We start from the raw sequence: 17701 nt of genomic DNA, 5'->3' as shown, positions 1-17701 counted from the left end.
TAATCAGTTTCCACAGCGGTGTTGGGACGACAGCGCTGTTCTGATTAGTTTGTTTCAATGCTTTTTAATTATCTCTTAATCTAATTTCTTTAATTTTGTTTTTAATCAGACTGAAATCCCTGTTAGTCGGAATATCATTTACCGCAATGACTCTGCTGTCGGATACAGGCAGTGTAAAATTCGAAACCATTATATCCACTTTGTCCGGTGTATCGAGCAATGCTTCAATATCATAAGAATCAATCAGTTCAACATCCACCTGTTCGTAAAATTCTATTTTTAAAATAGATTTCATCAGTTTAGCATGGTAAATATCATGAATGCTGACCACTTTAATTTTTATTTTACGCTGTGATTTTAACAGTTTTTCCAAAAGGTTTTCCCATCTCGTCACAAATGAATGCATTAAATGATATATAAAATCTTCATTGTATTTAATATCCATCAGGCTGATGTAATCTTCCATCTGTATTTTAAGCTTCCCGTAGAATTTTGGAAACAAATCTCTGAACTGCTGCAGCAGGACATATTTGTTATTGATTATGAGCGGTCTGACATTAATATTCCTGACACCGAGCTGGGCGCTGTTATGTATATTGTAAATTAGCATTTCCCTGTTTTCGATCGGAATGTTAAAATCTGTTGCCAGTTCATTGATAATTTGTGTCAAACGAATATACGAACGGGCAGAGTAGCTGTCAACGGCAGCATTGTGCAGCAGCTCTTCATGGTTAAAGAAGAAGTAATCCGAAATTACATAGGACAGATTATCAGTATATACAAGCGGTTCAAATTCGCCGTTGAAGATATCTGCAAATATTTTATAAAACGCTTCAGAGCTGTTCAGTTTTTTTATGATTGCTGCTGTACGTATACCAGTGTTATTTACAATATGTCCCTGGCTTACACGAACATGAGACACCGCTAAAGAATACTTCAGCATCATTAAATCTGAGTATTGCAGTTTGAAATTCAGATTATTTGTAAACACTGTAAACAGCTTTAATAATTTATCGTGGTTTATATCTGAAAACGGCCATTCTTTCATACTATATCTCTCTGTAAAATACTGAAGATAGAAGCTTCTTACCTCATATTCATCACCTTCAAGACAGCATGGTGAAGTATAGAATTTAAGATTAAAATTCTTTTTGAGCCCTGTGTTAATACGTGAAATTAAACGGTATACTGTCGGCAGTGAAATATTAAATAAATCAGCTAAATCTTCTACTGTTACATCCTTATTAAAGAAAGTATATTCAAGTATTTGAAAACACTTGTTGTTTTCCATTATATATTTTCCTAAAGAATCAATGGAACAGTTGTCTTTAAAACGAATACTGTATTCTTTTGAACGTGCTTCGATTTGAAAAGTATGTGATAAATCAGATTCACCCAATTCTCTTATATCTTCATAAACCGTTCTGACTTTTGCATCCAGATGCGCTGCGATAGTATCAATATGTACAAAACTGTCGGATTGGTTAAGGAGCTGTACGAGTTTGAATTTCCTCTGATTTGAAGCAGTTAATAAATCTATCATGATGACACCTCAAGTATATAAATTAAACCCAGTATAACGATAATAATTCATTCTGAGAAGAGTAAAATGTAAATATACATTAAAGGTTCCCGACTCAAAATCATCCGGGATATTCTTTATGTCACTTCATAAATGATAATATATATTTCTTTGGCAGTCAGGGCGCTGGTCAGTAAATTAATGTACATAAAACCGTGGGTCCGGATGGTTTTATATTGCTCTTTTTGAATGGCGAATAAGCTTTTACATTTTTTCGTAAGACTTACAAAAATATGATTTGTAAATATGTGTATCGAATGATAAATTTTATAAGCTAAGTCTGTGTATTTATACACAGGGGATATAAAAATGCAATGAAGATTTACATATTTCAGTTAATTATAGAAGGGGACTAAACAAAACACATGCCAAAAATTTTTAACGCCGGTAAAATTTTACCAGCAGTATTTACAGTTGTAATGATATTATCTCTGTTTTTGGAACCGTTGACATATATGACTGTCAATGCGCAAAATCGAGCGGAGATTGTTCATGATGATGAGACAGGAAGCGTGATTAATTACGGAGCACCTCAAGAATATGAAGATTCGATTATTTCAAAAAGTGCTGAATATACCGGGACTCCGGGTGAGTACTTTATCGACCTCAGAGTAGATGGAAAAGAACAGGAAACAGATGAACCTACGGATATTGTTATTGTTTACGATAACTCTAACAGTATGGAGACTAACGATAGAGTGACAACAGCACGTAATGCTACATCTCAATTTATTAACGAAATGATTGCCAACAATGACCAGGTAAGAATTGCGACGGTTATTTATGGTACCCATGTTATGGACGGGAGACGAAATGAAGCAAGAAATGCGGGCAATACTGAAAATATTTCCCAAAAAACTTTAACCAGAAATACTGGTGCGCTTATAAATTCACTGCCGACTACTATTCCTTCAAAACGGAATCGAGCCTATGATGGCGGTACGTTTACACAGGAAGGAATTGAAGTTGCATCTTCTATTTTATCCGGCAGTAATGCTCAAAATAAAATAATTGTAACGATAACTGACGGTGTACCGACTGTCAGTAAAAATACAGCAGGGACTGTTGTAGGTAACGGAACTTCTTTTTATTATAATAATTATAGAAATAATCACGGTACTAACACAATCAGCTCTGCAAGGAGTATACAGAGCCGCGGAATCGATATGTATTCAATAGGCATAGAAATTACCGGAGACTATATGGATATGGTCAGTCAAACTCAGGCAAATAATGTGATGAGCGGACTTGCATCGAATCCCGGCCGGTATTATCAGGCGGCTCAAGTATCAGAAATAGTGGACATACTTAATGATTTGGCGTCAGGATTAACAGGGACTATCTCCAATGGCTCAATTACCGATCCAATGGGAGAAATGGTTAATTTAAATATACATCCAGACGGTTTTGTCAGAGCAAGCGATGAAAATCTAGCGGACGGCAGTTATTATATAAGCGGTACGCCACAGTCTGCAGCTGATGCTGCGGGAATCAATCTGAACGGTGATATTTTGAATATTAGTAAACTTAACCTTGGAGCAGATCAATACATCAATATCCGCTATAAGGTAAATCTGGATACAGACAATCCAGCGTTCAGTGATGATGAATATTATGCGACGAATGGTACAACAACATTTTCTGCTGGAACTGAAAGCTCTGTTCCTCATGAATTTGAAGTTCCAACTATTCGGGGATCAGAATTTGAACTCGGGGGAACTAAAGTATGGAATGATGCAGGCGGCGAAACTAACCGTCCGGATTCATTGGAGATAGAGTTATACCGTACAATCGGCGGAGATGAAAATCGAAACGAATTTATGGAATTGGTAGAAGTTACTCCTGATGGCAACGATGAATGGAATTATGTTTTCGAAAATTATCCAATGTATTCATCAACAGGGGAATTATACGATTACTATATTAATGAAGCATATATAGATGGTTATGCTGCGGATTATAACGCAGGCGAAGAACTGGATTTACAAAATAATCTTAAGTATGAACCGGCAATATCACTTGTGAAGACGAGTGATAAAACAGCTGTCTCAGCGGCAGGAGAACCGGTCGTTTATACTTTTGAAATTACTAACACAGGTAATGTCACATTAAATGATATTGTTCTTAATGATGAAAAACTGGACGGTAATATTACTCTTGAAAACACAACGCTTGAGCCCGGTGCTTCAATGACAGTTACAGAGGAATATTCAGTAAGTCAAGCAGATATTGACAGCGGCAGTGTCGAAAATACTGCAACGGTATCAGGTGTTGACGGAGAGGATACGGAAGTAACTGATGAGGACAGCAATGTGATTCCGGCAACTCAGCTTGCATCGATTGATTTAGTTAAAGAAGCAGATCGTGATGATTTAACAGCAGGTGAAACTGTAAATTATACATTTACTGCGGTAAATGACGGTAATGTTACTTTAACGAATGTTTCAATCAGTGATGTTTTAGAAGGAATAGGTGAAATCACTTATGCGACAATCAACGGTGAGGAAATACCCGACGTTGAAAACATCACTTTAAATCCTGATGATGTGCTGGTTGCGAATGCAGCTTATGAAATTACACAGGCAGACCTGAATACCGGTGAAGTAGAAAACACTGCAACGGTAACTGGTACGGATCCAAATGAAGCAGCGGTGACAGATGAAGACACGGCATATATTGTCGGAGATCAGGTGCCGGGCATTCAGATAACAAAAACTTCTGATACAGAAGTATATACTTCTGTCGGCCAGGAAATTACTTATACATTTGAAGTAGAGAATACAGGAAATGTCACATTGGAAGATGTTAATGTATCTGATGCAATGTTCGAAGAAGATATTGTATTAGACACAGCAACGCTGAATCCGGGAGATACTGCAACAGATTCAGCAACTTATACTGTAACTCAGGAAGATCTCGATAACGGAACTATTTTAAACACTGCATCTGCGACAGGTACACCTCCGGGTGACGGAACACCGCCGACAGATGATACTGAAATTGTGATAGAAGCAGGACAAAGTCCATCAATCGGCCTGGTTAAATCAGCAGGTGAAAGCGAAGGTTTAAATACCGGGGATAATGTGACTTATTCGTTTACAGCGACAAACGACGGCAATGTCACATTAAGCAATGTCGCGCTTTCAGATATACTTGAAGGATTAAGTGATATAACTTATCTGACAGTCAATGGAGAAGCGATTGAAGACTTGGAAAATATCAGTTTATCTCCAGCGGATGTACTGGAAGCTGAAGCAGCTTACACAGTGACACAGACGGATATGGATAATGGTTCAGTAACAAACAATGCGGAAGTTACAGGACAGGATCCAAATACCAATGAAGTGACTGATGAAGATGAAGCGGTCATTCAGCTGAATCAAAATGCTGGAATTGAAATTGTGAAGTCAGTGAACACAGAAACATATAATGAACTGAATCAGCAGATTGAATATACTTTTGAAGTGACAAACACAGGAAACGTTACGTTAAACAACGTCATCGTTGAAGATGACATGTTCCCTGACGGCGTTACAGTCACACCATCTTCAATTGAACCGGGAGAAACAGCGGCAGGTACTGCAGCGCGAACTGTTACTCAGGAAGACTTAAATAATGGTTCAATATTAAACAGGGCGACTGCAACAGGCACACCGCCGGGTGGTAATGTACCGCCAACTGATGAAGATGAAATAACGATTAATGCTGAACAGGAACCTTCTATAGTGATAGAGAAAACAGCAGACCGTTTAGATTTAGTTGCGGGTGAAGATATTAATTACACATTTACTGTAACGAATAACGGAAACGTGACACTGAACAATGTTTCAATCTCAGATGCACTTGAGGGATTAAGCGGCATTACGTATGCAACTGTTAACGGGGTTGCAGTCGAAGATGCAGAAAATATTACGCTGAATCCGAATGACGTTTTAAGTGCAAATGCGAACTACAGCATTACACAGACAGACGTTAACCTTGGAACTGTAGACAATACAGCTACAGTTACCGGGACACCGCCAACGGGCGATCCGGTAACAAGCGAAGATGATGAAACAGTTACGGGTGAACGTTTATCATCAATTGAAATTAATAAAACAATAGATGCAGAAAGCTACAGTGCCAGCGGACAAACAGTTGAATATACTTTCGAAGTTACAAACACAGGAAATGTGACACTGGAAGATGTAGCTGTTACAGATCCGATGTTTGAAGAAGGTATTGAGCTTGAAGAAACAACGCTGCAGCCCGGTCAGTCAACAACGGGCACTATTGTTTATGAAATTACCCAGACAGATGTAAACAATGGAACACTTTCCAATACAGCTGCTGTTACAGGAAATCCTCCTGAAGGCATTGAACCGCCGGCAGATGAAGATACAGTAACAATAGAAGCAGGACAAAATCCGTCAATTACTTTAATTAAAGAAGCGGATCAGGAAGGACTGGTTGCTGGTGAAGTTGTTAATTACAAATTCACTGCAACAAATGATGGTAATGTGACACTTCAAAATGTAAACATTACTGACGTACTTGAAGGCTTAGGTGATATTAGTTATGCAACTATCAATGGCGAAGCGATTGAAGATGCAGAGAATATCACATTAAACCCGGGTGATGTTTTAGTGGCAGAAGCCAGCTACGATATTACTCAGGCCGATGTGGATAACGGTCAGCTGACAAACGAGGCAACAGTAACAGGAACACCGCCAAATGGTGACGATGTTACAAGCACAGATTCAGTTTCTGTTCCGCAGGATCCGCAGCCGGGACTGTCGCTTAATAAGACATCTCCAACGGAAACGTTCAGTGCCGTCGGCGACGAAATTGTCTACAATTTCGAAATCACCAACGAAGGTAACGTGACTGTCAGTGGTTTAACACTGATTGATGAAATGTTCCCGGACGGTGTTGAAATTGAACCGACAACATTGGCACCAAATGAAACAGCGAATGGTACTGCCACTTATACAGTGACGCAGGATGACCTGGATGCTGGCGAAGTACTAAACGCAGCATCTGTAACAGGCACACCGCCGGACGGCGAAACAGAAGTACCGCCGGGTGAAGATGAAGTCACTGTTCCAGGGACACAGACACCATCGATCAGTCTGGTTAAAACAGCTGACAGAGACGATTTAATCGCTGGTGAACCAGTTAATTACACATTCACTGTAACAAATGACGGTAATGTAACACTTGAAAATGTGAACATTACTGACGCACTCGAAGGCTTAGGTGGTATCACTTATGTAACAATCAACGGTGAATCGATTGAAGATCAAGAAAATATTACTCTCAATCCAGGCGATGAGCTGGGTGCGAATGCAAGTTATGAAATTACGCAGAATGATGTGGACAGAGGTCAGCTGACGAACGAAGCATCTGTAACAGGCACACCGCCAAACGGTGAAGATGTAACAAGCGAAGATTCTGTGTCAGTGCCTCAGGACCCGCAGCCGGGTCTGTCACTTAATAAGACATCATCAACTGAAACGTTCAGTGCTGTTGGCGACGAAATTGTCTATAATTTTGAAATCGTCAACGAAGGTAACGTCACAATCAGTGGTTTAACGCTTATCGACGAAATGTTCCCGGATGGTGTCGAGATTGAACCGACGACACTTGCTCCAGGTGACACAGCAAATGGAACTGCCACTTACACAGTGACACAGGATGACCTTGATGCTGGTGAAGTATTAAACGCAGCATCTGTAACAGGCACACCGCCGGACGGTGAAACAGAAGTACCGCCGGGCGAGGACGAAGTTACTGTTCCAGGGACACAAACACCATCGATCAGCCTGGTTAAAACAGCTGACAGAGATGATTTAGCTGCTGGTGAAGATATTAATTACACATTCACTGCAACAAATGCTGGTAACCAGACATTAACTAACGTTTCAATCACTGATGTCCTTGAAGGATTAGGCAGTATCACGTATGCAACAATCAATGACGAAGCGATTGAAAATCCAGAAAACATTACTCTGAATCCCGGGGATGTTCTGATTGCAAATGCAGGCTATGAAATTACACAAGATGATGTAGATGCAGGTCAGGTAACAAATAATGCAACGGTTACTGGTACGACTCCAAACAATGAAGATGTAACGAGCGAAGACTCAGTGTCAGTACCGCAGGACCCGCAGCCAGGATTGTCTTTAAGTAAGACATCACCAACTGAAACGTTCAGTGCTGTCGGCGACGAAATTATTTACAATTTTGAAATCGTCAACGAAGGTAACGTCACTGTCAGTGGTTTAACACTGATTGATGAAATGTTCCCGGACGGTGTTGAAATTGAACCAACAACATTGGCACCAAATGAAACAGCGAATGGTACTGCGACTTACACAGTGACTCAGGACGACCTTGATGCTGGTGAAGTATTAAACGCAGCATCTGTAACAGGTACACCGCCGGACGGTGAAACAGAAGTACCGCCGGGCGAGGACGAAGTTACTGTTCCAGCCACACAAACACCATCGATCAGCCTGATTAAAACAGCTGACAGAAATGATTTAATCGCTGGTGAAGATATTATCTACACATTCACCGCAACAAACGATGGTAATGTGACACTTCAAAATGTCGCAATTACTGACGTACTCGAAGGATTAGGTAATATCACTTATGCAACAATCAATGGCGAAGCGATTGAAGATGCAGAAAATATTACTCTAAATCCAGACGATGTGTTAATAGCACAAGCAAGCTATACGATGACTCAAAATGATGTTGATAGTGCAGTTGTTAATAACGAGGCAACTGTCACAGGTCAACCGTCAACTGGCGATTATGTGGAAGATAATGACGAAGTGGCCGTTCCGGGTGAACGTAATCCTGGAATTTCATTAGACAAAGACTCAACTACAGAAACGTTTAGTGAAGTCGGTGACGTAATCGATTATGTATTTAATATCGAGAACACCGGTAATGTGACACTCGATGACGTTACAATCACGGATGAAATGTTCCCGGACGGTGTTGAGGTTGAACCGGCAACACTGGCTCCTGGTGACACAGCGACAGGAACTGCCACTTACACAGTAACTCAGGAAGATCTGGACAGAGGTGAAGTACTGAACGCAGCCACTGTGACAGGTACTCCGCCGGGTGAAGACACACCGCCGACAGGAGGCGATGAAGTAATTGTTCCAGCTACACAAACACCATCAATCAGCTTGGTTAAAACAGCTGACAGAGACGACTTGGCTGCCGGTGAAAATATCAATTACACTTTCACTGCAACAAACGATGGTAACCAGACATTAACTAACGTTTCGATTACTGATGCCCTTGAAGGCTTAGGCAGTATAACGTACGCAGCAATCAATGACGAAGCGATTGAAGATCCAGAAAACATTACTTTGAATCCGGGTGATGTTCTAATCGCGAATGCAGGTTATGAAATTACTCAAGATGATGTAGATGCAGGTCAGGTAACAAATAATGCAACGGTCATCGGTACGCCGCCAGACGGAGCTCCGGTAACGAACGAAGATTCTGTATCAGTACCGCAGAATCCGCAGCCGGGTCTGTCTTTAAGTAAGACATCGCCAACTGAAACGTTCAGTAACGTCGGCGACGAAATTGTTTACAATTTTGAAATCGTCAACGAAGGTAACGTAACAGTCAGTGGTTTAACGCTTATCGACGAAATGTTCCCCGACGGTGTAGAGGTTGAACCGACGATACTTGCCCCAGGTGACACAGCAAATGGAACTGCCACTTACACAGTGACACAGGATGACCTTGATGCTGGTGAAGTATTAAACGCAGCATCTGTAACAGGCACACCGCCGGACGGTGAAACAGAAGTGCCGCCGGGCGAGGACGAAGTCACAGTTCCTGCTACAAAAACGTCGTCGATCAGTCTGGTTAAAACAGCTGACAGAGACGATTTAGTTGCCGGTGAAGATATTAATTACACATTCACAGCAACAAACGATGGTAACCAGACATTAACGAATGTATCAATTACTGACGAACTCGAAGGATTAAGTAATATCACTTATGTATCTGTTAATGGCGAAGCGATTGATGATGCAGAAAACATTACCCTGAATCCAGGAGATGTATTGATCGCAGATGCAGGTTATGAAATTACACAGACTGACGTAAATAACCAGTCAGTCGTAAATACTGCAATTGCTGCAGGACAGCCTCCGGCAGGTGATCCAGTCAGCGATGAAGATTCAGTCACTGTTTCAGGTGAGGGAAGCCAGTCGCTGATATTTGAGAAAACAACACCGACAAAATCATTTACTGAAGTCGGAGATGTCATCGAATACGTATTTACTGTAACGAATAATGGAAACATTACTCTTGAAAATATAAGCATCACAGATGAAATGTTCGCTGACGGAATCGAACTCAGCCAGACAACATTAGAGCCGGGCGAGACAGCAACAGGCACGGCAGCATATTCGGTCACTCAGAAAGATATTGATGCAGGTTCAGTATTAAACGCAGCATCAGTGACAGGTACGCCGCCTGGTACTGATCAGCCTATTGAACCGACACCGGGCGAAGTCTCAGTGCCGCATATACCTGCAGAACCATCTGACGCATCTGTTGCGTTGGAGAAATCGAGTAATGTTGCTGCTGTAAATGAAGCTGGTGAAATAATAAATTACACGTTTGTAATTACAAACACTGGTGATGTTGCATTCAATCACTTAATTCTTTACGATGCAATGCTCGGAGGAGTTATTGAGCTGGATGTTACAGAACTGGCACCGGACGAATCTGCAGAAGTGACGGTACCTTATACAGTCACAATGAAAGACATTGTAAATGGAGAAATTCACAATGAAGCAGATGTAAGAGCGTATTCTGCTGATAATCAAAAAGCAGTGGACCATTCAGAAAATCTTGTCAGTACACCGGGACAGACTGTACCGGAAGGTCAGGCAACAAAATCTGTTAACGGATACGACAAATACAATGTAAAAGCCAACGATGAAGTCTTCACTTTTGAAATTAAAACTGTACTCGACTCTGTAAATGAAATTAATAAATTTGTAATTACAGATAAAGTCGATAACAGATTAAACATCAACAATGTCGATGTCACAATTGCTGAAAGTGCATCGTCTGGTTCTGCTGATGAAGCAGAATTAGAAGAAGAAAAATTAAATCTTGAAACTCAGCTTGAATCATTAAGAGCAGAACTTGAAGAATTACAAACATTAGCAGACGAACAGCAAGCTGAAGAATCTCCAGAAAGTGAAGAAGATACTTCAACTGAAACAGAACCGGAAGCTGAACAGGCTGAGCCTGTTGAAACAGAAGCTGAATCAGCAGAAGAAGTCACTGAAGAACCTGTGACTGAAGAAGCAGAAGTAGAGCAGGCAGAAGAATCTGTGACTGAAGAAACTACTGAGGAAGCAGCTGCAGAAGAAACACCTGCGCAAGAAGAAAGTACTACAACTGAAATACCGGAAGATGAATCAGCGGAAAATATTGAAACTGATGAATCAGTGAAAGCTGAAGTTACAGTTGTTAATCCTCAAGCTATAGAAGAACTTGAAACTAAAATAGCCGAATTGGAAAAAAATCTTGAAGAACTTGAACAGCAATTAGCTGAAGTTGAGAAAGTTGAAATTCCATCAGGCAGTATTTTAGAATTTGGTAACCTGAGTACCGATGGTAATAACATCACATTCACTGTTACTGATGAAAAAGTTCTTGAAGCATTAAAAGGATATGAAATAACTATGCTTATCGATTCAGCATTTTCGAGCATTGACAGTGATGCTGAAGTAAATGGTGTAATCAACGAAGCTGTAATTACAATCGGTAACAATACAGTTCCTACTAATCCGGTAGTTGTTGCACCGTATGTACCCGAAAAAGTACCGGAGAGACCGGAGGAGCCGGCACCGACTCCAGAAGAGAAACCGGATCCGAAACCTGAAGTTCCATCAGAACCTGAAGAACAACCGGAGCCGAAGCCGGAAGGTTCTTCAGAACCTGAAGAGAAACCGGAAGCGAAGCCTGAAGTTCCATCAGAACCTGAGGAGAAACAGGAATTAAAATCTGAAGGTTCATCAGGATCTGGAGAACAACCGGGACCGAAGCCGGAAAGTCCATCAGAAACTGTGGAACAACCGGAATCAATACCGGCAGAACAGGAAAAAGCCGAGATGACACCGGAGGTTTCTGAAGGTAATTCAGAACTGCCTGATACAGGAGAATCTCAAAACAATCTCTTGTACACAGGAGGGATCCTGGCATTACTTGCGGGTGGTGCGTTACTGTACATTACACGCAGACAAAAGCAGGATAATAAATAATTGTAAACGGAGTTAAGCCGCATTTGGCTTAACTCCGTTTATTTTTAACTAATCTGCTGACTTCATTATGTATTTAGTAATATATATTTGAATCCAGTTTTCAGTTATATATAATGAATAGAAACATACAAATTTAAAGGAAGGTGGATCAGGAATGAATGAAAGTTTAAACATGCTCATACTCAACAGTGCATCTGCACCCCAAATTAACTGGGTTATGGTTATTGCAGGTGTGCTGCTTTTAGGTTTCAGCCTGTTCATGTTTTTTAAATTGAGAAAATAATAATATTGAAAATTAAATAATGGGGGAAATTATGTATTGGTATTTAACATATTTTATAATTTATTTTGCAGCAATGATTGGAATTGCCTGGTATTACTTTTATAAAATAAAAACATACGAAGATTACATGATATCTTCATGGAGTACAGGATTTTGGAAAATAACGGGTACAATAATCAGTACCAATGCAGGGGCAGCTGTATTTATCGGCTGGGTTGGTCTTGGATTCACGGTCGGCTTGTCCGGGTACGTGAAATTTGCGCTTGTCGCTTACATATTTAGTTTAATTCTAGTTATTGTCTTCGCTAAGCCATTAAGAAGACAGAAGTTATTTACACTCGCTGATTTATTTACGATGCGTTTTGGTGGACGTGCTGGAATACTGCCGTCAATTTTATCAGCATTTATTTATTCAGTGCCAACATTAGCTTTGCAGCTGATTGGTATGTCAACAGTATTTAGTATTACGCTCGGCTGGAATCAAATGACAGGTTTAATTGTCGGCACAGTTTTAATTCTCGCATTTTCAATTTTAGGCGGGCTTCCTGCGACAATACTGACCGATGCGATTCAATCCATTTTAATACTGCTCGGATTGATTGTACTCGCAATTGTTACAGTGATGCATTTTGGTGGTATTACTGATTTATTTGCAAACACAAGCTGGGAGTTCCTGAGCCCGATTAGTCCGGAAGGAATGTCTGAAACACTGCTTTATGCACTGTCGGTCGGACCATTCTACTTAGTATGGCAGTCAACGTGGCAAAGAATCTTTGCAGCTAAAGATGAAAAGACAGCACTCCGTGCCGGGATTACGGGACATATTATTGTAATGATTATTTCATTTCTGCCATTTTTAATCGGCGTATCTGCCAGACAGTTTGTCGATTTATCAATGAATCAGGATCTGGTATTTGCATTCGTTACTAATGAATTACTGCCGACTCCAATTGCCGGTATTATTTTTGTCGCTTTACTTGCTGCACTTATGACAGGTGCGACATCGTTTAACCTGCAAGGTGCAAGTAATTTAACGAGAGATATGTATCAGGTGTTGATCAACCCAAAGGCATCTAATAAAAAACTGCTTTTAGTTTCGAGATTCGCAGTTGTATTTATAACACTTCTCGGCCTTGGTGCAGCATTCTTTATTACTAATATTAATGATGCATACCGCTGGGCATTGATGGTGAACGGAGTGCTGTTAGTATTCCCATTCCTTGCTATTATGTTCTGGGCACGTGTAACGAAAAAAGGTGTGCTTGCAAGTATGATTGGTTCGCTGATTGTCGTATTCCTGTATCCGTATCTTGGACTACCGTATGATCAGGCACTTGTCGGCTATATACTGTCGTTCCTACTTGTTGTCGGTGTAAGTTTACTTACAAAACATGATAAGAGTGAAATACCTAAAGCGGCAATACGGCACAGATTGAGTGATTATAGAGAAGAGGATATTTAAATGAAGCCGGAAAAAATTATTAATGCGCATGTGCTGGATGTTAATGAAGGTACTGTCGCATTATCTACAGTTTTTATAAAAGACGGAATGATTGCTAAAGTAGTTAATCAGAATGAAACAATTACTGACCGTGATTCTTTAGATTTGAGCGGACAATACTTGTCCCCGGGTTTTATCGATACACACAGCCATTTAGTTATGTACAGCAACTTCCGCAGACAGCTGAACTGTTCACCGGAAAATATCTCGAGTATAGATGAGATGATAGAGAAGTTCACTGATCAAAAGAATGAACTGATTAGAGACGGCTGGCTGAGAGGTTACGGGTATAATGAATTTGAGTTAAAAGAACAGTGTCACCCAAATCGTTTTGATCTGGACAAAGTATCTACAGAAATTCCGATATATGTGCAGCACAGCTCTGCGCATATGGGAGCAGTGAATACTAAAGCGCTGGAAATCATGGGCGTAAATCTCGATGATCCTGATCCTAAAGGCGGACGTTTTGAAAGGGATGAGGAAGGCAGAGTAAACGGTGTGTTATTTGAATTTCCAGCACTGGATAAAGCTAAGGCAGTGCTTCCGAAAATTGAAGCGGATGATCTGGCAGAAGATATTGCCGGCGGTGTGTACGATTACCAGAGCCGCGGCATTACGAGTGCAACTGAGATGTGCATCGGCTTATTAAACGGTATGGATGATTATCACGCTGTTCTTAAATATTTAGAACAGCCGCAGAACTTCAGAACAAGATATGCGATTGATTATAAGTTACTGCTTGAAGAAAGTATTTTTGAGAATGAAACAGGTGAGACATTAAAAGAAAAATTTGAAACACTGAGTAAAGGATTTGCGACACTCGGCGGTGCAAAATTCTTTAATGATGGTTCGATTCAGCTGCACACAGCCAGTCTGAGAGACGACTATTATGATGGTACACCATCTGACGATACTCAATTTACCGATCAGGAACTGGAAGAACTATTTATACATTTCCAAAAGCTGAAATTTCCGCTGATTACACATGCTAATGGTGATAAGGCGGGGGAAGCAGTCATTAACGCATATATCAATACTGCCCAGCATAAAAATACTGACATTCAGCACAGGGTAGAGCATTTGCAAGTGGTAAACAGAAATGATATAAAGCTGATGATGAGTAATGATATCGGCGGCTCATTCTTTATGAATCATATATATTACTTTGGAGATGTTCATAAGAGTAAGTTTTTAGGGCCTGAACGTGCCCGGAGAATGGAACCCGTCAAATGGGCAGATGAACTCGGTATGGTAAGTACAATACATTCGGACTGTCCGGTAACTGATATTTCACCACTGGGAACGATTCGCATTGCCTGTGAGCGTAAAACACGCAACGGGGACGTACTTGGTGGAGATATGAAATTAAGCTGTGCGGCTGCTTACCGTAAAATGACCATTGATGCAGCTGTTTTAAATGGCACAAGTCATATCGAAGGCTCTGTCGAAATCGGCAAGTACGCGGATTTTGCTGTCCTGAGTGAAAACCCGTTTGATGAAGTTACGAATCTGTCTGATGAACTTGTTCAGATGACGATTGTTAACGGTGAAGTAGTGTATAAAAACTAAGATACAATCTGTCGGACGTGCATATTCTTTATAAGTTCTGCAGTAGAATCACGTCTTAATAAGTGGGATATGCTATTGGCAGCTGCTGTTGCTATAATATACTCAACAGAGTAAAGACTGGAGCGGAGAATATGCATTATTTTATCGGCAATAATCTCGGAAAAACTTTAACAGGTATTGAAAAGGCGCAATTAAATAGATTGAAATTATTTGAAGATTACGGTATGAAGGCAAAATGCGTATTTACTGCGTTTAATCCTCGGCTGCATGAAAATGCACAGCAGTTTAACGTGTCATCCGATGTGTTTACCATCTATGATTACTTTCAGAATACAGTGGATTATCAGACAGAGTACGATGACTGGATAAGCTTCTTTCAAGGGTGCGGTTATCAGCTGAAATATATTCCGAATACTAATGATGTCAGAGTATATGATGGAGAAAATTATATAATCTATGCGCATTTTACAGATGAAACTTTTGATAAGATCAGTTATATTAATTACTTCGATTCCGAGGGCAGAAAATATAAGCGTGAAATTTTTGATTCAAGAGGATTTTTAAGTGTCCGAAAGTATTTAACTGTAAAGCAGAAAATACTGTTTGAACACATACTGGATACAAGCGGAAATATAGTCATCGAAAAATATTATGATCCTGAAGCACAAAAACATACGCTCACAAGAATGACGCTCAATTATAATGATGCCGTATATTATTTAAACAATGAAAGCGAATTGCTGACAATATTCGCTGAGAGTATTTATAAGCAGGGCGATTTTTTCTTCAGTGATAAGAATAATGTTACAGCACTAGGTTTAGCCAATACCCATCCGGATATTCCTGTTATTGCTGTCTTGCACAGTACTCATTTAAAATACGGCCACAGTGCTGAATTCGGCAATGTAAAAAATACATATAAAGACTTATTTAATAATTTGGAACGTTTCAAGGGTATGATTACTTCAACACAACAGCAGCGGGAAGATGTTGAGAAATTAATAGACGAAAAAGTGCCTGTATGGAATATTCCCGCAGGTTTTATCGAAGAGAAAAATATGATGTCGGGTATGCGGGCATCAGCAGTGCCGAGACTTATTTCAGTTGCCAGATACGCAGTTGAAAAACAGCTCGATCATCAGCTCAGGCTCGTTAAAAAACTGAAGAATGAGTATGGAAATATACAGCTTCATATGTTCGGTGCAGGTGCTGAACATGCGAAACTTAAAAAAAATGATTGAAGACCAGGATTTAACAGATAATGTGTTTCTAAGAGGATTTGTTACTGATTTAGCTGCCGAGTTTTCAAAATCACATGTAAACCTGCTGACCAGCAGAATGGAAGGTTTTTCATTGGCACTGCTGGAAGCTTCATCTTACGGTGTACCTTCTGTAAGTTATAATATTGACTACGGTCCTTCAGAAATTATTGACGATGGCCAAACAGGCTATTTAGTGCCGTTAGATGATGAAGAGGAACTGTATAATAAGGTTCGAATGCTGCTGGAGTGTCATGATTCTGAAGCGATCTATCGTGAAGTACGAATCGGCGCAGATCGATACAATAAAGTAAATACAGGTGAGCAGTGGATGCAGCTGATTGAAGTGCTGAATAAATGAACAGAACTATTATACCGTCCATTGGGCGGTATATTTTTGATTGTAATATTACTGTTAAGAACAAACGGATGTTTTTATCTAATCCATTATTAGCGTTATAATGATATAACAATAGCGAATGGAGAGAGTTTAATGATAGATATTCATAATCACTTATTGATAAATGTCGACGATGGTCCAAAGTCATCAGAAGAAACATTGAATTTACTCAACCAGGCAGTAGAGCAGGGGATAACTGATATTATTGTTACGCCTCATCATCACAGCGGAACGTATATTACACCAGCGAGTGTCGTAAAACAGAAGTTATTGGAAGTTGAGAGTATTATTGCGGATAATAATCTTCAAATAAAAGTACACCCGGGTCAGGAAATCCGTATTAACGATGTCTTAATTGATGAGCTCAGAAGCGGTGAGGCTCTGACGCTCGCCGGCAGTAATTATATTCTCGTCGAGTTTTCATTTACTGAACTCCGTGAAGATGTCGATGAAGTATTTACTGCACTCGGCGAGCTCGGACTGACACCGATTATCGCGCACCCGGAACGCTGCCGTCCGCTCGTTGAAAACCAGCAGATTCTGGCACGTCTAATTAAAGACGGAGCACTGGCACAGGTGACAGCAGCTTCGGTATGCGGAGAGTTTGGCAGTGATCTGCAGGATAATTCTCTCAAGCTGATAAAAAAAGGGCTGATTCATATCGTTGCAAGCGATGCTCATCACGCTAAATACCGTCCTTTTATGTCTAAGGAAGCATTTGAAATTATCGGTAACGACCTTGGACAGTCCTATGTAGCACAGATGAAGCAGGCGGCAAGGGACGTCCTTGATAATAAGTAATA

Annotated in this window: 8 protein-coding genes; 7 read left to right on the top strand and 1 reads right to left on the bottom strand. The window is 40.3% G+C overall.

Translation table 11 applies throughout. The annotated features are described in order from the left end of the window. Positions 1-64: 64 nt before the first annotated feature. Positions 65-1543, bottom strand: a complete 1479-nt coding sequence (locus H625_RS0101615; RefSeq protein WP_026858324.1) for an AcpB/EbpR/MafR family transcriptional regulator — start codon at positions 1541-1543, stop codon at positions 65-67. Between the two features lie 404 nt (positions 1544-1947). Between H625_RS0101615 and H625_RS13535 the strand changes: the two genes are divergently transcribed. The 7 genes from H625_RS13535 (at position 1948) to H625_RS0101585 (ending at position 17699) form a co-directional block, all read left to right on the top strand. Further along, complete coding sequence (locus H625_RS13535; RefSeq protein ID WP_035784922.1) at positions 1948-11886, top strand: DUF7507 domain-containing protein; 9939 nt, start codon at positions 1948-1950, stop codon at positions 11884-11886. 154 nt (positions 11887-12040) lie between these two features. Continuing rightward, positions 12041-12169, top strand: coding sequence for an LPXTG cell wall anchor domain-containing protein (locus H625_RS13530; protein WP_156897166.1), 129 nt, complete (start codon positions 12041-12043; stop codon positions 12167-12169). A 31-nt stretch (positions 12170-12200) separates the two neighbouring features. Then, positions 12201-13631 (top strand): sodium:solute symporter family protein, encoded by a 1431-nt coding sequence (locus tag H625_RS0101600; RefSeq protein ID WP_026858323.1) that lies wholly within the window; start codon positions 12201-12203, stop codon positions 13629-13631. Continuing rightward, entirely contained in the window at positions 13632-15239 is a 1608-nt protein-coding gene (locus H625_RS0101595; protein ID WP_026858322.1) for an amidohydrolase, read from the top strand. Between the two features lie 131 nt (positions 15240-15370). Further along, positions 15371-16480 (top strand): glycosyltransferase family protein, encoded by a 1110-nt coding sequence (locus H625_RS12380; protein WP_051238926.1) that lies wholly within the window; start codon positions 15371-15373, stop codon positions 16478-16480. After that, on the top strand, positions 16455-16859 hold the full coding sequence (locus H625_RS13170; RefSeq protein WP_051238925.1) for a glycosyltransferase: 405 nt from the start codon (positions 16455-16457) through the stop codon (positions 16857-16859). The genes H625_RS12380 and H625_RS13170 overlap by 26 nt, the downstream gene beginning before the upstream one ends. A gap of 132 nt (positions 16860-16991) precedes the next feature. Then, positions 16992-17699: a tyrosine-protein phosphatase gene (locus H625_RS0101585; RefSeq protein ID WP_026858321.1), complete on the top strand. Its 708-nt coding sequence runs from the start codon at positions 16992-16994 to the stop codon at positions 17697-17699. Positions 17700-17701: the final 2 nt, after the last annotated feature.

This window comes from Jeotgalicoccus psychrophilus DSM 19085, from assembly GCF_000425845.1.
Taxonomy (GTDB): domain Bacteria; phylum Bacillota; class Bacilli; order Staphylococcales; family Salinicoccaceae; genus Jeotgalicoccus; species Jeotgalicoccus psychrophilus.
Note: the sequence above shows the minus strand (reverse complement) of the source record. Positions and strands in the feature narration are given on the sequence as shown.